The organism is Bradyrhizobium sp. F1.13.3 (genome assembly GCF_040548265.1).
In the GTDB taxonomy this organism is placed as follows: domain Bacteria; phylum Pseudomonadota; class Alphaproteobacteria; order Rhizobiales; family Xanthobacteraceae; genus Bradyrhizobium.
Map to the genome: position 1 here is coordinate 61,447 of NZ_JBEPRI010000001.1, position 20,517 is coordinate 81,963.

A 20,517-nucleotide genomic window follows, 5' to 3' on the forward strand; every position below is an offset into this window, starting at 1 on the left:
CCACATCGAACCTGGAACCAACAGCCGGGAGGTGGAGCGGTTCCGCCCAACCGCTCCACCTCAGAAGATTACCCGTTGCTGGGGTACTTGAATTCAGGCGCCGACTTCAACTGGTCGGCCGTCGTGTCCATGGTCGCGGTCCACTTGTTGGCCGCATGATCGAACTTCAGATTGATTGCCGAAGGCCGCACTGCAACGTAGTGGTCGCCAATGCCCAGGAACCCTCCCACCGAGAGGATATAGCCGTCGATGCCGTTCTCGTTTAGCGCGACGTCCTTGATCGTGCCAATGTCCTGTTTGGCGTTGTTGTACACCTGCAGACCCATCAACTGCGAGCTCAGGCCGTCCTTCGGCGGCACCGACGTGAAGGCTCCGCCCGGGCGATCCGAGGTTGCGTTAGCGCTGTTGCTGGATGAGTTTGAATTCGAAGACGACTTCTGCGCGTTAGCGCCGACCGTTTTCACCTCGGCGAACGTATTTGGACCAACGAACATTGTCACCGGATTTCCTGATCGATCCCTGGCCTCCACCAGGAACGACTGCGGCCGTACCTTGACGTCGGTGAAACCTGCCTGTTGCAGGTCGTTGACCATCTGTTGCCGAGTGCTCGCCTGACCAGGGTCGGACTGGACCGCGTCCGCCTTGTTGCCCCCCTTGTTTGCCACGCTGTTTTCAGCGCGTTGGTCAGCCGACTGATTGCGGCTCGAGTTCTGCACGGCGCTGTGGTCCCCACCACCGGTAGCTTGCGGGGCGCTTTGTGCCATCGCAAGCGATGATGCGCCGACAAGAACTGCCGCCGCTAAGAATGAGGTCGCTTTCATGTGTGGATCTCCTTGCTCGAGTTCAAAAGTTGATGGCGTTCGGGAATGGCCGGCGCCGGCAGAACGCCGTGTTGCTCAGGGACATGAATGCCGTATGCCGTCGTAACCCATGTAAGTCCCGGAGCTCGGGTCGTACGACTTGTATCGCTGGGAGCAGTAGGCGTTGTTCTCGGCAGCTTGCGCCCGGCTGTTGGCGACGGCGCTTCCAATCGCCGCACCTGCCACGAAGCCGCCTAACGCTGGACCCCAGCCGCCGCCATAACTGTGCCTGTAGCCTTCGCGCCAGTTATGACGATGCCAAGCATGGTGACGGTCATGCCTCCATTGAACTTCCACCAGGCTCGGGTCATTTTTGGCTATCCCGCTCGCAGCCAACATCGGTGCGGCTTGCGCAGTAGTTCCGACCGGAATCGCGAGCGTCAATACGGCCACGGCGACGTGCCATCCGCTTGCTTTCATAAACTCATCTCCTCGTTTTCATTGCCTGAAGGAAATGCGCGAGCTGCGGTGCCGTTGCAGAGGCAGTTGGTACATAAGTGTACCCCGGCCGGGAGCACCTGTTTACTGCAGCAGGAGAAACGCTGCGGCCAAGCACTACTGGCCCCGTGCGGCAGCGGACCAACTTATGCGTCTACGATCCGGGTCCGGGTTGATCACGGCGGCATCACTGATAGGTTAAGCGAAAAATCTCGCAGAGGCTTGCCGCTACGTCATTGGAGTCCCAATGCGAATAGCCATAATCGAAGACGAATACTTCATCGCCGACGATCTCGCGATCGAGATCCGGCGCAGCGGTCATGAAACAATTGGCCCATTTGCCGAGCTAAGCCCTGCTTTCCATGCAGCGGGTAGCGCAGCTCTCGAGGCCGCGCTTCTCGACGTCGACCTGCACGGGCGGGCGTCCTTCGAATTCGCAGATCTCCTTTTGAAGAGAAGCATCCCGTTTCTGATTTACACGGGATACAGCCGCGAAGTCATACCCGGTCGATTTGCCTCGTACGTGGTTGAAAAGCCGATTCCAGCTCGCGATGTGGTTAATAGACTATGTCGCCATGTGCTTTTGCACGGCTCGCTGCGGGACCGGTACGTCGTCCGTGATTGCCCAGACATCAGCCGGTAGGGTTGTGCGCAGCAACTCTACGGCGAGACTTGCTTCATGAGTTCAGCTGAAAAGGACTTGAGGCGCGCTCGCTTCTGATCCTCGGACAAAGCTGCGTTGTGTCGCACCAGAGGGCAGTAGAGGGCTAATACAAAATTGGTGATCTGTGCTGCCGACGCATTCGGATGAGCCATGCCCACGCTGCTGACAATGCTGCGTGTTGCACGATCGCCGCGCGCTGCAAGCATAGCTTCGAAGGTCTTCGTTTGTGCTCTTGTTTCCTTGATCGCGGCGTCGGTATCGCTCGGATGGTAAACGGGGCATTCGAGTGCGGAAGCTGGGGTTGGGTAGCCGAGCAGGAGTACGGTGGCGAGGGCCAACCAGGAAGAACGCAATCAGAACGAAACTGCATTTGGGACTGCCTCGCTCGCTGAAGCTAAGAAGATAATTCGCATTCACTGATCAAAAAAGGCGTCGAGACCCCGATGACTGTCCGGTCGTACGCAGGCGTGCCGACTTTCTGTCCGGCATAAAACGTTCTGATCGGAACGCCGAATGCCTAGAACGATTGTCGGCAGAACGATTGTCGCTAGGCAAGTCCGAGAGCACCTTCGAAGTGGGTGGGATTGCAGATTTGTGCGTACCTCAACTGTAGATAAGGCCGCAGGAGCTTGGCATGCTGAAGTGGGCGTTGATCTTCTTTGTGATATCAATCGTAGCGGGATTTCTCGGATTCAGCGGAGTCGCCGCCGGTGCGTCCACTATCGCCAAGTGGCTATTTTTCGCAGCTGTTGCGATTTTTCTGGTGTTCGTGGTCCTCGCCTTCGTTGCGGGAGAGGTGATCTTTTAGCGCTGATCAAGCGCGCGATCGGCGCGCCCGGCTAACCGCGAGGGTCTGCTCCGAAAGCGGTCCCACTTCGATGTTGGAGACGCGCCGGGGCGATGGCCGGCGCCTCCGATCAAGACGCAACTACTTTGGAGCTCGCACGGTTGCCGCTGTTGAGCCTGCCTGGCGTTGCATTTCAAGAAAAGAAGTATGCAAGGGCCAACACGACGTAAACTCCAATGAGCATTACGCCCTCGAACCAAGTGGTCTCAGCGTCTCTCGTGATGGCATTCACGATGAACGCAGTGCCGGCGATTGAAAAGAGGTCGACGGGATTCTGGAAGACGAGGGTCATCGGCTTCCCGATCACCCATGAGAAAATGACGAGAAGCGGGGCAGCAACCAGCGCAATCTGAATGGCGGACCCGATGCAGAGCGTCATCACAAGCCCCATCCTGTCGCGCCGAGCGAACCAAACGGCCGCAAAGATGTCCGAGCTGGTGCCCACAAGAGCGAGTACGACGACGCCAAGGAAGAGTGGTGTCACGCCCGTTGATCTGGCCGCTTCGGTCAGAGCGCCGGAGACAAATTCGCTCTGAAGGGCCGCCGCGCCGGTGCATGCCAATAGCACGATCAAGCATGTGGTTGTCGACCACGCCGATTTAGCCGAAGCCTCCTCATTGGTTGCGAAGACATTCCGGTGAGTGATGAGGGTGAAGACAAGATTCCCGGAGTAGAGAACTAGCAGCACCATTGACACAGCCAGGCTAAGCAATTCGTCGGAGGCATTCACATTATTGACATGACGGATGCTGCGACCCGCGTAGTCGAACACTGCGGGCAGAATGAGGGCGATCACCGACAGAACGAGCATGCTCGACAACAACCCAGCGCGCGCTTGCGTGAAGCTCTGGCGCTGGCGATTGAACCCGCCGGCGACGATGGCTAGACCCAGCCCCAGCAGGCAGGTCGCGGCTATGGACCCGGTGATCTGGGCGTGGACCACCTCGACATGGCCGCGCGCGAGAACAAATAGCGCGAGAATGAGTTCGGCCAAACTTCCAAGACTGACGGTCAGGAGACCGCCTATGGCAGGACCGGTGTGGGAGGATAGCTGGTCGGTTGCTACGCGAATCCATTCAGCGAGTACAGCTATCGCGAGAACGCCGGATCCGAATATCCAGATCGGGGAAAGGTGAAAAACGTACTCGCCCATCGGGGTGAGCAGAACGAACAGCAGCGGCGCAACGCGCGCGATGGTACCGTACTGCCCGAAAATAGTCGTTGCTCTGGAGACGTTGGACTTCGGCAAGCTGGCGACTGGCTCCTGGCGATACCGCAAGGCTCGCTACTTCGATTTTAGCGGCACTTCGGGCCATTCCGCCGCCGACGGAGCGTGGCTTCTGCACCCAAAGCGCCTCGCATTGATTCCCGGGCAGCTTGCGATGATTAACGAGGTGAGACCCTTAGCGTTCGCTGCTCCGGCCCGAACTCGGTACGCAACCGAACAAGGGAAGCGCTTGCGACGCCCAGGCCCTCATTCCCTTGAGCCATCATTCACGAATCGCTGGTGTAGCGGGCATGGACTGCACTAAGAGAGTTCTCATGTGCCGATAAAATCACGCGATAGCAGTTGCAGGACACTTGCTCGAGCTGCGACTGATCTAGAATCTCGACTTGAGCGCGGCCTTGCTTGATGATGCCTCGCGCTTCCATTTCGCCCATTGTCGACGTGATACCTGCGCGGCGAACTCCGAGGGCCTGTGCAATGCATCGGTGCGTGAGCGGGATTTCGCGGGAGAACAACTTATCCGCTGCAACGAGAAGCCACCGAGCCAATCGTTGCTGCAAGCTGTGACGGGAGTTACATGCAGCCAGCTGCGAGCTTTGGATCAGGGTGGCCTGCACGTACCGCAGCAACAGCTTCTGGATCTCGACATCCCCCCTCACCAGCTCGATCAAAGCATCGACCTCGATGCGCAAGGCTCTCCCGGCAACCTGAACCATGCAACGATGAGGGGAAACCCGCATGCCTAGGATCAGGGGGATCCCGATGAAGTCCTTCACTCCAACAGTCTGTATCTCGACGGGGAGGCAGTCTCCGGCCCTGGCGGTCAGCGAGGCCGCGCCATGTTCTAGAAAATAGGCATACTGGAGTGGTTGATTGCGCTCCTGCAGCATTTGTCTCGGTCTCAGTGTTACCTGCTCGCAGAGCTCGACTAGCCGGCGGCGGGATGATTCTGAGAGGCGGCGGACCAGATCGTTGTTTGCGTGATGCGCGTGCGGCGGTTGATCGCGCGCTCGTGACCGTTGCAGAGATGGCGTCGGACTATGCGTCCGCACGACGTTTTCGAGTTCGTTGCTGAACATTTCGCGTCTCCTTGGAACGGCTATTCACCAAGATGTGGGGCGCGCGCGGGCCTCCTCACAGTCGGGCTTAGGTGAAGACTCGTCAGGAGAAGCCTGACCAGGTCCTCAAGGCCTGGATCGTGAGCTTGCCTCTGATGCGCGAGCAACGAACGAAGTACGTCGGCCGAGGCATGCAATAGCGTTGCCAGCATGTGCACGCGTGGATCTGCGGTGCGTTTTCCAAGGGCGTGGTACCCGATTGATCGCTGCACCTTCTCGTTGGCACGGCAGCGGACCATTCGCTTGACGGCCGGCCAGAACTTCGAGCTTCGGAAATGATTATACGAGCAATGAGAATGTTGGCACGTGGATCGTAGGAGCGCTGAATGGGCCTAAAGAGCAGGATCACCCTTGCAATTGTCGTGGGTACAATCTCGACCTCCGTTCCATTGGATCCCTCATGGGCAGAGACGGCGACGCAGACTGCCACGGAACAGTCGGCGCAGTCCGAGCAGTTCGTCAACACGGTTTATGATGGATACCGTGCTTCGCGACTGCTTGGGAGCGCGGTGTTCTCGTTGAAAGGTGAGTATTTGGGGGCTGTCCGGAACGTCACCTTGGCAGACGACGGGCAGATTGATTCTTTGCTCGTCGAAGGCTTCAGAACGAAGGATGAGCCGGAGTTCATCTCCCGAATTCCCTTCAACCGGGTGCTGCGCCCGCTTCACGAAGGAGCTATCGTGGCCGACTTTTTCGATTTGAGGTCGCGAGAATACGGCCTCTTTGTTGACCCTGATCAGGCGCAAGCAGAGCCGCACGAATTCTCGGTCTCCAAGGTCATCGGAGATTATGCGCGGCTGCAGGCAGGCCAAGGCTATGGCTATGTCTCCGACCTCGTTTTCGACAGTGGCGGAAAGCTCGCGGCGGTTGTGATATCCCGCGAGGCGTCCTCTGGCGGGGGCACCTATGCCTTCCCTTACCCAGGCCAAACGGGACGATGGAGCCCGAACCTAAGCTATTATGGTCTGCCTTACGTCACAGCAGAGCAAGCAAACAAAGCCGGTCTGCGGCTCGATATGAAACAGTTTCAGAACTCGTGAGCCACCAACGTCCGCCTAATGGTCCCCGGCGGTGTGCCTCACCGAGAGGCTTCACGAGCGAACTGGTGCAGTCACCTTTTTGAGCGCAGCGAAAGTTCTCCTCTCCCAAGCTTGCGTTCGAAGGTGGCTGCATCAGAGCGCTTCAATGCATGCGGGGTAGCAAACGGTACCCAAAAAGTGAGTGCTCCCGTGCGTTAGATGCGTGCGAGAACATCAGCGAAGGTCAATGCGAACATCGCGATCACGAAAATAAGCCCCGAGATCGCCGCGATCCGGATCAGCGGCTTCGCTGAGGCGAGTTGCATGAAGAGCAAGACGACGAGGGTCGATTTCACCCCCGCAATGATGATGCCGCTGGCTGTTGTCATTCGGTCCATGGGAACATAGGCGACGACGAGGCTGAGCACGAGGAGTGCGAGGAGCGCTGCCCAGATTAAGAGGTTCGCGCACCGGCGCGAGCAAGTGTGCCTTCGTTCGGTCTCGTACCGACATCGCATCACTCCAACTGTTTGGGTCAGAACGTCCGAAGCCTTCCGGCGCGTTGGTCCGAGCCGCCCTTCGGTTCGAGGAGAAGGCCTCAAATCGGGGTGATGGACACGGAGAACAGGAGTAGTCCTGAAAAAGGAACCGCCGATGGCCCGAGTGCGTACTCTCCGCAGACCCGCGGACCGTTCCGATCGATCCTCGGAGATTGCGGGGAGCGCAGCAATGCAGGACGGCCAGGCGACAGGCCTAGTTCCGACATCAATTGCGCCTGGAGGCCGCGTTGGCCCCTTGGCTGCACGGAACAAGCTGCTGCGTTGCATCCCAAAAACCGAGCTCACAGTACTCCAGTCGATCGGGACGCATGTCGAGCTCAAGCCGCGTCAGGTCCTTCATCATTGGCGCTTGCCGATGGAATATGTCTACTTTCTTGGCAGTGGTCTCGTATCGGTCTCAGCCAAGGTCGAGGCCGGGCGCTTCGTGGAGGCTTGGCTGGTTGGCTCCGAGGGAATGATCGGCGCCCCCTGCGTATTGGCGCCGGAGGATCCGATGCCGCCGCACCGTCGGGTCGTTCAGGTGGGCGGAACGGCACTGCGAATTCCGACGCCGGCTTTTCTCGCCGCGCTTGACGATCTTGGGGCCCTCCGTGGAGTGATCCTCTCCTACATCAATCTTGTCTTGTTTCAAACGTCACAGGTGGGAGCCTGCAACTCGCTCCATTCCGTCAAGCAACGACTTGCCCGCTGGCTTCTGGTCGCGGCAAACGCAATGGACTCTGGAGAACTGCCGATCACGCATGCTGTTTTAGCTCAATTACTCGGGATCCGTCGGGCCAGTGTCAGCGAATGTCTCGAGACGTTCGAACAGGCCGCCATCATCCGCAACACCCGAGCAGCGATAACTCTGGTCGACCGGGCCCAGCTGGAGCATTCCGCCTGTTCGTGCTCTGGATTGATACAGCGCGAGTACGATCGGCAGATCGGCCGTCGCTTGCGTGCGTGAGAATTGAATGTGGAATAGCCAATTCTCCAAGCGCTCCGCCCCGAGATGATCGTGGGAAACCACAAAGCTCGATTTGAACGAAGGCGATCTTCACAACGTTTCTTCTCCGAGAAAACGGAGGAGCCATGATACCAATTTGGCTAAGAGATATCGCGCTGGCTTGTCTGGGTGTCGGATTTGTCTGCGCGGTCATCATCGCGATCGACCTCACCCGCCATCCACAGCGTATGTGGATCATGAATGTCGTCTGGCCAGTGAACGGTCTGTTCGGCACCGTACTGACGTTGTGGCTGTACTACCGGTTCGGCCGGCTTGCGGCCCGGGATGCGACTGAGCAGAACAAGCACTCCGACAGCAAGAGGGAGACACCGTTTCCCGTCATGGTCGCGAAAGGTGCCATGCACTGTGGCGCCGGATGTACACTCGGGGACATCATCGCCGAGAGCCTTGCGCTCGCGTTTCCGGTGATGGCGATCTGGGCGGGATGGAAGAGCCTGTTTTCAGAGAAGATGTTCGCGATCTGGGTGGTGGATTACCTATTCGCCTTCGTGCTCGGCGTCGCGTTCCAGTACTTCACGATCAAGCCGATGCGCGACTTGTCGCCAGGCGCGGGCGTTGTTCGGGCCGTGAAGGCAGACACTCTCTCGCTGACTGCGTGGCAAATCGGTATGTACGGATTTATGGCGATCGCGCAGTTCGCGATCTTCAGGAATCTCTTCGGGGTGAGGCTGGAGCCGTCGATGCCGGAGTTTTGGTTCATGATGCAGATCGCGATGCTTGGGGGCTTTTTCACGAGCTACCCAGTGAATTGGTGGCTTATAGAGGCCGGCGTGAAAGAACGCATGTAGGCAAGAGGGTGCTGCTTTGGCGACCCCGAACACAATTAGCAACTCTCTTCGCTCGCGACGCTTGGATCAAATGGGGCGCCCGCGCTGAACAGGGAGAAGTATCATGGCGGCGCATGCAGGTGAGACAGCCCAAGAGACTGGAGACTTCAGGTGTGAGCGATGTCATCAGGCCACTCACGTCACAAAAGGACACAAGATTCCGAAATGCCCGCATTGTGGAAGCACGAGCTTCGACACCCGGCGGAACGAGCCGTAGGTGCAACCTTCACTCGGAAGCAGGACGTCAACACAGCCAATCTTGCACCGTGATCGCCTCTCGAAGTCTTTCGAACGGCTGACGTACGTCCTGCAGAAATTCCGCCATCTAGCGGCTTCTCCAACGAAATATTCGTCGTCGCCCGGCGCGGTTCTCCAATGACTGAATGCGCCGGGCACTTTTCTACACGCGCAGCGCGTCACCACCGATGGTGCGCACGGATCACGCCGTGATGGTGGTGCCGATAGTGCCGCGGCGCCCAGCCGTAGCTATGACGCCAAGGTTGCGCGCGCCGGACCGTATATCCCCACGGTCTCGGCGCGGACCAGCCGTAGCTATAGCGCCAGGGGCGCGGGCCCCAGGCGTATGGCCGCGGTCTCCAACCATAGCCACCCCAGTAAGGTGTGTAGGTGTAAGCCGGATAGTACCCACCGTAGCCGTAGGGGTATCTGTAGCCATAGTACGGCGGATATTCCTCATAATACGGGGTCGCAAAGGCTGAGCCAATCAAGGCTCCTGCCAGCAGGCCGGCGCCGATTCCCCAGCCGCCACGCCATCGAACCTGGGTCAGATTATCCTGCACTGCCGACGTGTGCTGCGTGGAGCTCGCGGCTGCCGAGAGCGGTGTCAGAGGCGCAGCCTGGGTATTGCTGGTAGGAGATATCGCGATCAGGCCGGTGAGAGAAAGGGCAAGTGTGAGTCTCCGCATCTGTGGCTCCTGTAATTCCAGAATGCGGTCTCAACATCAGCCTGCAATCTTGGTTTCTAGAGTCAAGCGTTCGGGACACTATGTCGCGCCAATTTCAAGGTCAGACACGCGAGTGTACGACACCGTACCAACTCCAGGGCCTGCGTACCTTTTCAGTAGTATTCCTGAACTAGGCAGCCTGTTTACTTTCGCGCTCCAGGAAGCCTTCGACATAGATCATGCGGACAGCAACGAGCAGAACGGCGATCAAGGGCGTGGCAACGATCAGTCCGATCAAACCAAAGAGAGTGCCAAGGATCGTTTGGGAAAGTATCGTCAGTGCGGGTGGCAGCGAGACAGTTCGTTTCTGAATCCATGGTGCGATGACATTTCCCTCCAACAGCTGGATCGTCAAAAACAAGAGAGCGACCCAAGCGGCAAGGGTAGGAGACTGTGCCAGAGCCACGAGGATCGCCGGCACTGCGCCTGCAAGTGCCCCGATGTATGGCACGAAGTTCAGAAGGGCGGCCAACAGGGCCAGTGATAGTGGCAAGGGCGAACCGATGAGGAGAAGGCCCAGTCCGAGGAGCAGACCAACGATCAGCATGTCGACGAGTTGACCAAGAAACCAGAGCCTAAGCGTAGCGCCGAGCTCTCCGGCAACTTCTCGGCCGCGAGGTCGCCAGGCCATTGGAAGCAAACGAAGCGAGCCTTCGAGATACAATTGGGGCGACGCAGCGAGGAATATCGCTGTCGCCGCCGTCACGACGAGAGTGCCACCTATGCCGAGAACGGAGCCAACGACGCCGGTGACGTAGCCTGTCAGGCCAGTGCGCAGAGACTTTCCGGCGATCTGCAACTGTTGAGCCAAAATCGAACCCCACGAGCTGTTTTGCAGTTCGCTCCAGATCCGTGCCAGTTGGGTTCTCAGTTGCTGGCTGATCTCGTCGGCCTGGATGAAAATGGCGCTGCCGCGCCACCACAGCAGCGCACCGAGTGCGAGCCCTGTCACAAGAATGACGGATATCAAAGACGTGTATGGCCCGAGGCGCGTGACCCGACGGACCGCGTTGCTGGCGCCCCGCAAAACGCAAGCGATGACCACGGCGCTGAACAAGAGCAACAGTATGTCGCGAAGCAGCCAGACCGAGAGCGCGAGAAATAGAGCGATTGCGCTTACACGAAGGGTGCGCTCGATATGCCTCACATGAACAGTCAACTTGTCTTCCAATTCGTCTCCTTTGTCGGAACAGTCCAGATTCCGAAGCTCGACATTGAAGTTGCGCAGGCGAAACTACTCGGAACATCATCGCGGCGATCGCGTCGCGAGGTATGTAATACTCTGTTGCGGCCTCAAATGTTCTTGTACGCAAGCGACTAATTCTCGTCCGAAGACCGCCGAAGCACCAGAGCGAGTCGGGCATCGTGTTGCTGATCGTCGTTCGTTTCTGAGGAGATGGCATGAACAGCGTTCTAATCTCCGGGGTTGGAATTGCCGGACCCACGCTTGCCTATTGGTTGAAAGCAGCCGGCTTCCAGCCGACGCTCCTCGAGCGCGCCTCCGCTCTACGGAGCGGAGGCTATGTCATCGATTTTTGGGGGCTCGGCTACACCATCGCTGAACGGATGGGATTGATGCCGGAGATCAATCGCGACGGCTACTACGCCCGAGAGTTTCGGATCGTAGATGAAGCTGGCCGTCGGCTGGCCGGCTTCGGTACCGACGTCTTCTCCGAGTTGACGAATGGACGATACGTTACTCTTCAGCGCAGTGACCTCTCGCGCATGCTGTTCGAACGGGCCAGCGGCGTCGAAGCCATTTTCGGAGACGAGATCATTCTCGTCGAAGAGAAACCAGATTGCGTCGAAGTCCAACTGAAGCACGGCGGCAGGCGCAGGTTCGACCTTCTCGTCGGGGCAGACGGCCTGCATTCAGCCGTGCGCAATCTGGTCTTTGGACCACAGGCTCAATTCGAGCGGCGTCTGGGGTATATCGTGGCTGCCTTCGAAGCTCACGGCTATCGACCGCGCGACGAGGATGTGTACCTGATCTACGGTCAACCGGGCCGCATGGTAGGCCGCTTCACGCTGCGTGATGATCGTACCTTGTTTCTCTTGGTATTTGCCGAGCATCACTCAGTTTTGCCGGAAACGCCGGCCTCGCAAAAGGCGCTCCTTCGTGAAATCTATGGCGGAGATGGCTGGGAATGCGATCAGATGCTCGCCAAATTGGATCGCGCCGGTGAACTCTATTTCGACGTCGTCAGTCAGATCAGGATGCCGAGCTGGTCACGAGGTCGGGTGGCGCTCATTGGTGATGCCGCCTTCTGCGTCTCGCTCCTGGCAGGGCAGGGATCGGCGCTGGCGATGATTTCAGCTTATGTCTTGGCCGGTGAACTCGCCATGGCCGGCGGAGGATGTTTGGAGGCATTTGCCGGATACGAGGCGCGGCTGAAGAGCTATATAGGCCGGAAACAGCGGGGTGCGGAGCGCTTTGCCGGGGCGCTGGCGCCGAGAACGCGTGTGGGAATGCTCTTCCGCAACGTCGTGGTCAGAAGTTTCTCGATACCGGGACTGGCGAGGCTCGCAATTGGGCGGGACATCGCTGACGAACTGGACCTTCCTGACTACCGCTGGGCGGGCACCATGAATCGACGGACAACCACTACGGGCGTCCAATGGCGGTGACGTGGAGGCTCGGTGGGCGCGGATTGTCGCCATGCCTCCTGGCAGGAACCGCCTTTCGGAAACAAAGTTCATATCGGTGTCTGTGCGCAATAGTGGTCAAATGCCCCCGGTCCTGACTTACGGCACGCGAAAAGCCTTGATCGGCAGCAGCATCAAACCGTTTGCTGAAGAGCGGAAGGTCAGCCTTCTCGTACTTTGCGCGCTCGCCTTGGTGATTGGCGTCATGACCGGACTTGGCGCCGTCGGCTTTCGCGCGCTGATCGGCCTCGTGCACAATTTGTCTTACAATGGCAGGCTGAGCGTCGTTTACGACGCAAACGTCAGTGAGGGCCCCAGTCCTTTCGGCGACTTTGTTCTTCTTGCGCCTGTGATCGGCGGCCTCATCGTCGTCTTTCTCGTCCGGCGGTTCGCTCCAGAAGCAAAGGGACATGGCGTACCCGAAGTGATGGACGCCATATTCTACAAGCGCGGCAAAATTCGGGGTTCGGTAGCTTTGATAAAGGCGCTGGCGTCCGCAATATCGATCGGAAGCGGCGCGGCCGTCGGGCGGGAGGGGCCCATCATTCAGATTGGCTCAGCCCTGGGCTCAGCGTTTGCCCAATTCATCGGGCTTTCCACCCGGCAGAGGATCACCCTGCTGTCCGCGGGCGCGGGCGCGGGCATTGCCGCAACCTTCAATACTCCGCTGGGTGGCGTGCTGTTTGCTCTGGAAATTCTTCTGCCGGAAGTTTCAAACCGGACATTCCTCCCAGTCGTCGTGGCCACGGGGGCTGCGACGACGATCGGGCGCATCCTGATCGGTCCGGACCCGGCCTTTTCGGTTCCGGATGTGCAATTCAGCATGGTCGCATCCTTCAATGCGCAGGAAGCTCTCGCATTCATCCTGCTCGGCCTGTTGTCTGGAGCGGCAGCCTGGGCGTTTATCCGTCTGCTCGTCTTCATGGAAGACGGGTTTCCGAAGCTGTCTGGAAACGAGTACGTTCAGAACATCATTGGCATGTCGTCGATCGGCTTGATGATGGTGGTGCTCACCCACGCCTTTGGTCACTCCTACGTCGATGGCGTTGGCTATTCCGTCGTCCAGGAGATACTGGACCACAAGATGACGGAGGCGGGGTTACTGGCGCTGCTGTTCGTGCTGAAGTTGGCGGCAACGACGGTCAGTCTCGGCTGCGGGGCGTCGGGCGGGATCTTCTCGCCATCGCTTTACCTTGGCGCCACGCTGGGGGCCGCCTTTGCCGCTGCAACCAATCCAATCCTGCCTCATTCAGGGCTAACGCCATCTTCGGCCGCGATCATTGGAATGGCGGCCATTGTCGGTGCAGGTACGGGCGGCGTCATGACGGCGATCGTGATGGTCTTCGAGATGACCCGCGATTACGCAATCATCGTTCCGGTGATCGTTGCGGTGGCGTTGGCTGCAGGCGTGAGGCGTGCACTCGTCAACGAGACGATCTACACGATCAAGCTGCGCCACCGCGGGCACCGCATTCCGAAGGAGCGGCATATCAACCTCTATCTGGTGAAGCAGGCCCAGGACATCATGGAGAGGCGCTTTATCGTCGCCGGAGTAGGAACGACACTAAAACAGGCTATGGCTGCGGAAGATATCGATGATGCACTTCCTATCGTGGTTGAGCGCGAAGGCCGGATTGTCGGGCTGATCCCACCACGTTCCGGCTTATGGGCGGAGTCGCAATCGAACCCGGCTCTCATGGTCGAGCAATTCGTCGAGCGGCGAATGGTCATTTGCCGCGATCAGGACCTTTTGAGCTTGGTGTTTGCCAGGTTGAAGCGCCATCGGGCCGGCGCGGCAATTGTTGTCCGCTCTGCCTCGCGCCCGCGCGTGAACGATATCGTTGGCGTCCTCACCAAACGCGTGATCGCCGATGCCGTCATCGACAGCTATGAGGATTGATCAGTGCAAAAATGAGACGCTTGTCGCTTGGGCTTGAAGGGTCATTGGAGACGAGACCTATTGTCCGACAGTCCGCTTTGCCACCCAGCCTAGAGTCGAGCTTTGAATGATGATGCTGAACAGGACGACCGCATAGGTTGAGGCGAGCATGGCGGCCTTGGCCGGGCTATCCGGGATTGATAGGGCGAGTGCAACTGAAATCCCGCCTCGAACGCCCGCCCAGGTGAGAAAGGGCGCGTTGCGCAGGGAAAGCAGCTGAGTCCATCCGAACAAAAACGGTTGGACTGAAACGGAGACAAACCGGGCGAAGAGAACGACTGGAATTGACGCTGCTGCCAGGCCAAGGCTGCGAAGATCAAAGCGCAGTATCAAGGTCTCGAGCCCGATAAGCAGAAAAAGGACGGAATTGAGGATTTCGTCGATGAGAGTCCAGAGCGCGAAGAGATATCCTTGTGTCCGCTCGCTCATCGCATATCGCGGTCCTCGGTCGCCGATGAGGAGGCCTGCGGCGACCATGGAGAGCGGCCCGCTGACGTGCAGATGTAACGCAAGTGCGTATGTTCCGGTGACGAGCGCGAGGGAGATCAGTACCTCTATGGCGTAGTCGTCGATGAGCCGCATCGCGCGATACGCAACATAGCCAGTCAACAAGCCCAGCACTATTCCGCCACCAGCTTCGCGAACAAGTAACTCAGCGACATCGGCAGCCGAAACCTGAGCGCCGTCTCCGGTGCTCGCAAAGCGAAGCATGATCGTGAACAGAACAATCCCGACGCCGTCGTTGAACAATGCCTCGCCTTCCGTCTCGATCTGCAGCTCTTTCGGCACTTTGGTGTTGCGAAGCGTACTCAGGACAGCAACGGGGTCAGTCGGGCTGATCAATGCGCCGAACACGAATGCCCAAGCCAACGATACGGGTAGGTTCATAAGGCCGCAGATGAACCAGAATATCAGGCCTACGAGGACGGTTGAGATCGAGGTGCCGAGAACGGCCAGAATAAATACCGGAATGGCGCGGCTTCTGAGTGTGTCCAGATCTACGTGCAACGCGCCGGCGAACAGCAGAAACGCAAGCATTCCGTTGACGACGACTTCGGTAAAGTCGATCTGTCGGAGTCCGTCGGCAAGTTGGTTTAGCAGATGAGCTGTCGGAACCGCTGCATCCAGACCGATCATCAGCAGCGACGTCAGGACACTCATCAAAAGAAGACCTACGCTGCGGGAGAGCGGCAGGAACTTGTGATTGAGCCAGCCGAAGGCGGCAGACAATGTGAGCAGAACGGCAGCAATATCCATTAGCGAAAGCACGGCAGGCTCCCTTGTGCTCTGGCGAGAGTGCCTGTTCACTCCCTTCCGTTAAGGCCGCTGTTCGCTCTAGCCGGTGAGGGTAGTGCGTTCGAGATAGCGACTTTTGAGACGTGAATAAGCAAAAAGCAACTTCGGCAGTTCCTGCGGGACATCTAAGCGGATTGGGATAAGCCTCAATTCCAAGCACCTCGCAGCGGCGGGGGCAGCTATCCATTTTCTGCATCTGCGGCGAAAGATCGCGATGACGATTGTCAGTATCGCCGTTCACTCCGCATTCATTGGACCGACCTAGAAGTGCGGAGGGGGCGTACGACAAGGAAAAACTATGAAGAAAATCGCCTATGGATTTGCGGCCGCTGCTTTGCTTGCGGGCACTCAGTTCTTGGTTCCTGCCAATGCGATGATGGCGCCACCGGCCGGCGCCGCGGCAACATCCGAGACGATGCAGGCTGGCTATCACTATCATCATCATCGGAGGGTCTGCACCGTGCGGACCGTAGTCAAGCGCGGCTATCATGGTCGGCGTATCGTCAAGCACGTGCGCGTCTGCCGATAAACGTGAACTTGGAGGGCCGTCGATCGAGGCGGCCCTCACCTTGCATAACCGCAATCTTCATCGCGCAGTGAGATGGGTGCGCGGCACACTACATCGGAAGCTGACGCTTGAGAGTCCGGGAAAATCGACGTGCCGCGATCTCCAGCGCTGCGACACAAAGAGCCGTGAACAACATACCGAGGATCAGGAGCACCACGACTGTATCCATGATCAAACGAGTTCCTGCAAAGGATCGGGACGATGAATCCGACCCCGTCATTCCTCAATGTCGGTTGCCACACACCTATTGCCGTCAAGCAATCGCGTATGCCGAGAACAGGAGACAGGTGAGGTAGATGCAAGCGAGGCAAATGCCCACGGTTCTCGCCGAGCGGGCATCTAGCCGCGAGCTCGTCCGAGTGGCGAGCCCGGGCAGTTTCTCATACTGTGCAAAGAGCTGGCGACCGGGACGTCCTCGGAAAAGTACATTTCTCATGTATGCCTCCAAACAACCATGATCCGTCCAATACGTGCGGAATGCAGAAGCCGGAAAGAACGGTGTTCCGGCCGGCGATTCGCGTTGCTTCTCTCGTCCGCTTCATGGAAGATAATGGACGGCGTCCCATCGGGCAGTCAGGAGATGAGCGGGGCTTGTCGGGGTAATCCTGACGTCCGCACGCCACGCAGGGCCGTTTGGCCCACCTACTTCCCGCTCAAACTTGATCCGCACTCTTTCCCGAATGGCTCAACCAGCCAAGGGCCACGCCGTAGCGCACTATGTCGGCACGCGTGAACAGTCCGAGCTTTTCGACCGCCCTGGCCTTGTAAGTTTCGACGGTCTTGATGCTGATGCTTAGCTGATTGGCAATTTCCTTGTTGCTGAAGCCTTGTGCGATGAATCTGAGGACCTCACTCTCGCGCGGTGTCAGCTCGCCGGCTGTGGAAGCGCCGGAAGACGAGTGGGCGCCCTGCGCGGATGGAAGTGCTTTCTCCGCTATTGCTGGATCCAGATACAAACCACCTCCAGCGATCGCGCGAACTGCGCGCTCGAGCTCGTCGGCCGCAGAGCGCTTCAGCAGATAGCCGCGAGCTCCCGCTTGCAGCATCGGCTGAACGTAGGCGTGATCCTCGTGCACGGTCAGCGCCAGAAGACGAACTTGAGGAAGCTGCGTCGCTAGGGTGCGAGCAACTTCGAGGCCACTGATACCGGGAAGTGAAATGTCCAGGATGGCAATGTCTGGTGTGGCCTGGCGAATGATGTCTAGGGCGGCCTGTCCATCCGTTGCTTCCCCGACGATCTCAATGTCATGCACGTCCTGAAGCAACGCCTTCATTCCGGCCAGAACAAGCGGATGATCGTCAGTCAACGTGATCCGGATCGGGCACATAGCCCATCTCCTCTATTGGCACCGGTATTCTCATGAAAAGAGAGGTGCCGTGGCCGGGTTCAGATTCAATCGCCAAAGATCCACCGAGCAGCGTGAGGCGCTCCTCGATGACGGACAGGCCCAATTTTGCGTGGCGGCTCTCACCCTGCGAGAATTCCTGAAAGTCGAAGCCGTTCCCGTCGTCTTCGACGACGATCCTAAGCTCAGCTGTGCGTCGGTCGATCACCACGCTGACGTTTCGAGCTTGCGCGTGTTTGACCACGTTGTTCACGGCCTCCTGGACGGCGCGGTAAACCGCGATTTCGACGTCCTGGCCGAGACGATCTCTTCTTCCCAGAGGCTGAAAATCAACGCTGATCCCGAACCGGCGCCGGATCTCCGCGCAGAATGCCTCCAGCGCCTTGTAAAGTCCCAGGTCATCAAGGGCAGTCGGGCGCAGGTCAGAGGCGATTTGATGGATATCGCGCCCAATCCCTCTCGCGAGTCCTTGCAGCCAATTGAGCCTCTCCAATCCGAGCTTGCGTTTGGGGCTCGTGCCCAGAAGCGGCTCCAGGTTCTTCAGACCGAGAAGTAGGCCTGTGACCGTCTGGCCGATCTGATCGTGAAGCTCTCTTGCGATTCTACGGCGTTCATTTTCTTCCGCTTCGGAAAGACGTCGAAGCAGTTGCTGTCGCTCCAGCTCGGCTCGCTTGGTCTCGTCGATATCCAGAATGACGCCATATACGACGTCCAAGTTCTTATCATCGATGCGAGACAGCCGCCCGCTGGCCCGCAGCCACCGGCTGTGAGGGGGAGCGGTCCGGAAATCAGCAATCGCCACGTTTCCCGAACGGCAACTCAGCAAGGAAGCCTCAAAGTTCCGCTGGTCTGCGGGATCAATACAACTCAGTATCCGATCTATCGGAAGGATCGTATCTCCTTCGGAGCGCGAACTGTCCATCCGGAGCATCTCCCGGGCGCGGGGCGACAGGATCGCTTCTCTGCTCGCAAAATCACAGCTGAACACGCCGAGATCTGCGGCATCGATCGTCAGCCTCCGTCGCTCTTCACTTGCGCTGAGTGCCAATGCTGCCTGCGCCTCTTGCTCGCGCCGGCGAAGCGAAATGTCGCGTATGGTGTACCAGGCCAAAGTCAGAGCCAAGACGAAGCTCAATACCCCACCCCCGGCAAGGAAAATGGCTGAGCGCTGGACGGGACCATTCAGTTCCTGCGTCGGTATTCCGAAATGGACCGACCATCCGCTGGTTCCGGGGATGACTTTATAGATCGAGTCGACTTGTTCGCCGGCAGGCGTGGTTTTGACGTAGCTTCCTTCTGGCGCTGAGGCTATCGCCTGGCGGACCGTAGCGCTGGCAGATTGTCCGAGTTCGGATTGTTCACCGAAGGTGCGGGCGACGATGTTCCCCTTGGCATCGACCACGAAACCCACCCAGCCGGCCGGGGCTCCTGCGCTCTTCAAAATCTGGCTTATTGCATCAGGCACCAGGGCCGCCGTGAGTACAAACTTCAATTGCCCATCGCGCTCTACGGGGGCCCTGACGGCCACCACGCGTTTGCCGGTGATGGGACCACGTGGCCCAATTCCGCCGATTGCTGGCTTTCTCGTTTTCAGAATTTGTTCGAAGTTCTCTCGGTCGGCGGTGGCGCGCATCCCATCTCCGAGCGGACGGCTAACATCCAGAACCTGATTTCCGTCGGGATCGACGAGCTGAATCGTCTGCCAAAGAGGACGTGCTTCGTTGACACGCGTCGCTTCGCGATAGAACGCGTCAAGGTCCGGCTTGTCGAGTGTTGCGGAAGCCGCGACGGTCTCGGCGATCTCGAGCTGGAGGCTGATCTCGGAGGCAAGCCGGTTGACGACGCTATCGAGCGTCTCCACGGCGGCAGCCTGAGAGCCCCTGCGCTGCTGCTGCGCGTTCAGGAAAACGACCCAACCCGCAAAAAGCGCAAGAGGCATTGCTGCCGCGATGAAGACGAGGATCAAGGGGCGGCGGGCTGCGCGCCGGGAGATTGAGGTGGGCGCCTCCTTGCGGGTGGGTATCAAATGAGACAGCAAAACGCCCACGTGCTGGCACTTCCTCGATATTTCTGGTTCTTGTCAGGTTTTTCCCGACACTTCTATCGGTCACCCTGACTCCCAGGATCGCTCGATCCATCCCATCGTACAGGCAATCATTGTAGCGGTCTAGAATTGGGCTTGACATGGAACATTCTTCATCGCCGCTGCGGTTGATCGAAAACGAATTCAACCCGAAGCGGCTTGGTTTGGACGAGCCCTTCTGCGGTACTAGCTGCAACGAACTCGTCTCCCGACTGTCGGCTTCATCGCAGTGCCGTTTGCTCGAAAGCTGCGAGACGGTGTCTCTGAACAAAGGACAAATTCTCTACGATCGCGGCACGCCTCTTCGCCATGCCTACTTCATCGAGTCCGGCGGGTGTTCTGTCACGACCCGTGCGGGCGACTGCCTGCCGGTCGAGATCCATACGCTCGGGATGAAGGATTTCGTCGGCGTGCCGTTGGTCCTGGGCATGTACGTTTCGCCGCACCGCTGCAGCGTGAGAGTGCCGGGCCAAGCGCTTCGGATCCAGTCCGATCAGCTGATTTCTTTGATCAAGAGGGACGTCGAGCTTGAAAAGATGCTTTTAGGCTATGTTCAGGCGATCCTCATTCACAGTTCGCAACTATCAGCTTGCAATTCCAGGCACACGCTGCACCAGCGCCTCGCGCGGTGGCTCCTGGTTGCCAGCGACAGGCTCGGGTCTCACGAGGTACCTTTCACGCATAGTCACATAGCCAATGCTCTCGCGGTCCGGCGCGCCGGCGTTACGGTCGCTCTCGGGAGTATGATGCGCGACGGAGTGATTGGATGTCGCAGGGCGGGGATCGTCGTCATGGACGAGGCCAGGTTGAAGACGATGTCTTGCGATTGTCATGGGATCATCCTGTCGGCGCACAACCGTCCTTGTGCGGTGCCGCCCCTCCGCATTGCATATTCGTGAACGCGATTCCCTGCTGCCGTTAAGGCGACTGTACGGCAGCCAACAGAGTCCAGATATTCTTGAAGCGATAGAGGCGGAGATGTCATCGCAAGAAAGCCGGATGCGAAGCGATACCGAAGTTCTGGTGGGAGCCTTGGAGGAGGCCCAAAGGCTTCTTGCCGTTTACGAGAACCCCTGCTGCAATCGCACCAGGGACGACATTATCGCT

The 20,517-nt window shown here is 58.6% G+C and carries 21 protein-coding genes; 10 read left to right on the plus strand and 11 right to left on the minus strand.

Translation table 11 applies throughout. The features are described 5' to 3' along the window. Positions 1 to 68: 68 nt before the first annotated feature. Both ABIB66_RS00300 and ABIB66_RS00305 read right to left on the minus strand, forming a co-directional pair. Positions 69 to 821 (minus strand): PRC-barrel domain-containing protein, encoded by a 753-nt coding sequence (locus ABIB66_RS00300; protein WP_354210862.1) that lies wholly within the window; start codon positions 819 to 821, stop codon positions 69 to 71. A gap of 75 nt (positions 822 to 896) precedes the next feature. After that, on the minus strand, positions 897 to 1,280 hold the full coding sequence (locus ABIB66_RS00305; RefSeq protein WP_354253981.1) for a BA14K family protein: 384 nt from the start codon (positions 1,278 to 1,280) through the stop codon (positions 897 to 899). Between the two features lie 265 nt (positions 1,281 to 1,545). On the opposite strand from ABIB66_RS00305, the gene ABIB66_RS00310 reads away from it, so the two are divergent. Beyond that, on the plus strand, positions 1,546 to 1,941 hold the full coding sequence (locus ABIB66_RS00310) for a response regulator (protein WP_354210860.1): 396 nt from the start codon (positions 1,546 to 1,548) through the stop codon (positions 1,939 to 1,941). Between the two features lie 17 nt (positions 1,942 to 1,958). On the opposite strand, the gene ABIB66_RS00315 is transcribed toward ABIB66_RS00310, so the two are convergent. Next, entirely contained in the window at positions 1,959 to 2,300 is a 342-nt protein-coding gene (locus tag ABIB66_RS00315) for a hypothetical protein (protein ID WP_354210859.1), read from the minus strand. Between the two features lie 296 nt (positions 2,301 to 2,596). Here ABIB66_RS00315 and ABIB66_RS00320 point away from each other — a divergent pair, with 296 nt between their 5' ends. Further along, the gene (locus tag ABIB66_RS00320; protein WP_354210858.1) at positions 2,597 to 2,770 is read left to right on the plus strand and encodes a DUF1328 domain-containing protein; all 174 of its coding nucleotides are present in this window, start codon (positions 2,597 to 2,599) and stop codon (positions 2,768 to 2,770) included. A 172-nt stretch (positions 2,771 to 2,942) separates the two neighbouring features. On the opposite strand, the gene cax is transcribed toward ABIB66_RS00320, so the two are convergent. Next, a complete protein-coding gene (gene cax, locus ABIB66_RS00325) occupies positions 2,943 to 4,058 on the minus strand; it encodes a calcium/proton exchanger (RefSeq protein ID WP_354210857.1) in 1,116 nt (371 codons plus the stop codon). A gap of 245 nt (positions 4,059 to 4,303) precedes the next feature. Continuing rightward, the gene (locus ABIB66_RS00330) at positions 4,304 to 5,116 is read right to left on the minus strand and encodes a Crp/Fnr family transcriptional regulator (protein ID WP_354210856.1); all 813 of its coding nucleotides are present in this window, start codon (positions 5,114 to 5,116) and stop codon (positions 4,304 to 4,306) included. Positions 5,117 to 5,481: 365 nt separating this feature from the next. Here ABIB66_RS00330 and ABIB66_RS00335 point away from each other — a divergent pair, with 365 nt between their 5' ends. Then, positions 5,482 to 6,195: a PRC-barrel domain-containing protein gene (locus tag ABIB66_RS00335; RefSeq protein WP_354210855.1), complete on the plus strand. Its 714-nt coding sequence runs from the start codon at positions 5,482 to 5,484 to the stop codon at positions 6,193 to 6,195. Between the two features lie 194 nt (positions 6,196 to 6,389). On the opposite strand, the gene ABIB66_RS00340 is transcribed toward ABIB66_RS00335, so the two are convergent. Next, positions 6,390 to 7,001: a cytochrome C oxidase subunit IV family protein gene (locus ABIB66_RS00340; protein WP_354214043.1), complete on the minus strand. Its 612-nt coding sequence runs from the start codon at positions 6,999 to 7,001 to the stop codon at positions 6,390 to 6,392. Here ABIB66_RS00340 and ABIB66_RS00345 point away from each other — a divergent pair. From ABIB66_RS00345 to ABIB66_RS00355, 3 genes are all read left to right on the plus strand, one after another. After that, a complete protein-coding gene (locus ABIB66_RS00345; protein ID WP_354210854.1) occupies positions 6,904 to 7,680 on the plus strand; it encodes a Crp/Fnr family transcriptional regulator in 777 nt (258 codons plus the stop codon). The genes ABIB66_RS00340 and ABIB66_RS00345 overlap by 98 nt on opposite strands. 125 nt (positions 7,681 to 7,805) lie before the next feature. Then, positions 7,806 to 8,528 (plus strand): DUF4396 domain-containing protein, encoded by a 723-nt coding sequence (locus tag ABIB66_RS00350; RefSeq protein ID WP_354253983.1) that lies wholly within the window; start codon positions 7,806 to 7,808, stop codon positions 8,526 to 8,528. Positions 8,529 to 8,631: 103 nt separating this feature from the next. Next, a complete protein-coding gene (locus ABIB66_RS00355) occupies positions 8,632 to 8,784 on the plus strand; it encodes a zinc ribbon-containing protein (protein WP_083843319.1) in 153 nt (50 codons plus the stop codon). 199 nt (positions 8,785 to 8,983) lie between these two features. Here ABIB66_RS00355 and ABIB66_RS00360 read toward each other — a convergent pair whose 3' ends face one another. Together ABIB66_RS00360 and ABIB66_RS00365 are read right to left on the minus strand one after the other, a co-directional pair. Further along, positions 8,984 to 9,493: a hypothetical protein gene (locus tag ABIB66_RS00360; protein WP_354214045.1), complete on the minus strand. Its 510-nt coding sequence runs from the start codon at positions 9,491 to 9,493 to the stop codon at positions 8,984 to 8,986. Positions 9,494 to 9,662: 169 nt separating this feature from the next. Continuing rightward, positions 9,663 to 10,703, minus strand: a complete 1,041-nt coding sequence (locus ABIB66_RS00365; RefSeq protein WP_354210852.1) for an AI-2E family transporter — start codon at positions 10,701 to 10,703, stop codon at positions 9,663 to 9,665. A gap of 230 nt (positions 10,704 to 10,933) precedes the next feature. On the opposite strand from ABIB66_RS00365, the gene ABIB66_RS00370 reads away from it, so the two are divergent. Both ABIB66_RS00370 and ABIB66_RS00375 read left to right on the plus strand, forming a co-directional pair. Then, on the plus strand, positions 10,934 to 12,160 hold the full coding sequence (locus ABIB66_RS00370) for an FAD-binding domain (RefSeq protein WP_354210851.1): 1,227 nt from the start codon (positions 10,934 to 10,936) through the stop codon (positions 12,158 to 12,160). A 136-nt stretch (positions 12,161 to 12,296) separates the two neighbouring features. Continuing rightward, on the plus strand, positions 12,297 to 14,078 hold the full coding sequence (locus ABIB66_RS00375) for a chloride channel protein (RefSeq protein ID WP_354253985.1): 1,782 nt from the start codon (positions 12,297 to 12,299) through the stop codon (positions 14,076 to 14,078). Between the two features lie 57 nt (positions 14,079 to 14,135). On the opposite strand, the gene ABIB66_RS00380 is transcribed toward ABIB66_RS00375, so the two are convergent. Beyond that, complete coding sequence (locus tag ABIB66_RS00380) at positions 14,136 to 15,386, minus strand: cation:proton antiporter (RefSeq protein WP_354211230.1); 1,251 nt, start codon at positions 15,384 to 15,386, stop codon at positions 14,136 to 14,138. A 325-nt stretch (positions 15,387 to 15,711) separates the two neighbouring features. Between ABIB66_RS00380 and ABIB66_RS00385 the strand changes: the two genes are divergently transcribed. Continuing rightward, on the plus strand, positions 15,712 to 15,942 hold the full coding sequence (locus ABIB66_RS00385) for a hypothetical protein (protein ID WP_354211228.1): 231 nt from the start codon (positions 15,712 to 15,714) through the stop codon (positions 15,940 to 15,942). A gap of 692 nt (positions 15,943 to 16,634) precedes the next feature. On the opposite strand, the gene ABIB66_RS00390 is transcribed toward ABIB66_RS00385, so the two are convergent. Together ABIB66_RS00390 and ABIB66_RS00395 are read right to left on the minus strand one after the other, a co-directional pair. Beyond that, on the minus strand, positions 16,635 to 17,309 hold the full coding sequence (locus ABIB66_RS00390; RefSeq protein ID WP_354098735.1) for a response regulator: 675 nt from the start codon (positions 17,307 to 17,309) through the stop codon (positions 16,635 to 16,637). Further along, positions 17,281 to 19,293, minus strand: a complete 2,013-nt coding sequence (locus tag ABIB66_RS00395; protein ID WP_354211225.1) for a sensor histidine kinase — start codon at positions 19,291 to 19,293, stop codon at positions 17,281 to 17,283. The genes ABIB66_RS00390 and ABIB66_RS00395 overlap by 29 nt, the downstream gene beginning before the upstream one ends. Positions 19,294 to 19,511: 218 nt before the next feature. On the opposite strand from ABIB66_RS00395, the gene ABIB66_RS00400 reads away from it, so the two are divergent. Further along, a complete protein-coding gene (locus tag ABIB66_RS00400; protein ID WP_354211224.1) occupies positions 19,512 to 20,309 on the plus strand; it encodes a Crp/Fnr family transcriptional regulator in 798 nt (265 codons plus the stop codon). Positions 20,310 to 20,517: the final 208 nt, after the last annotated feature.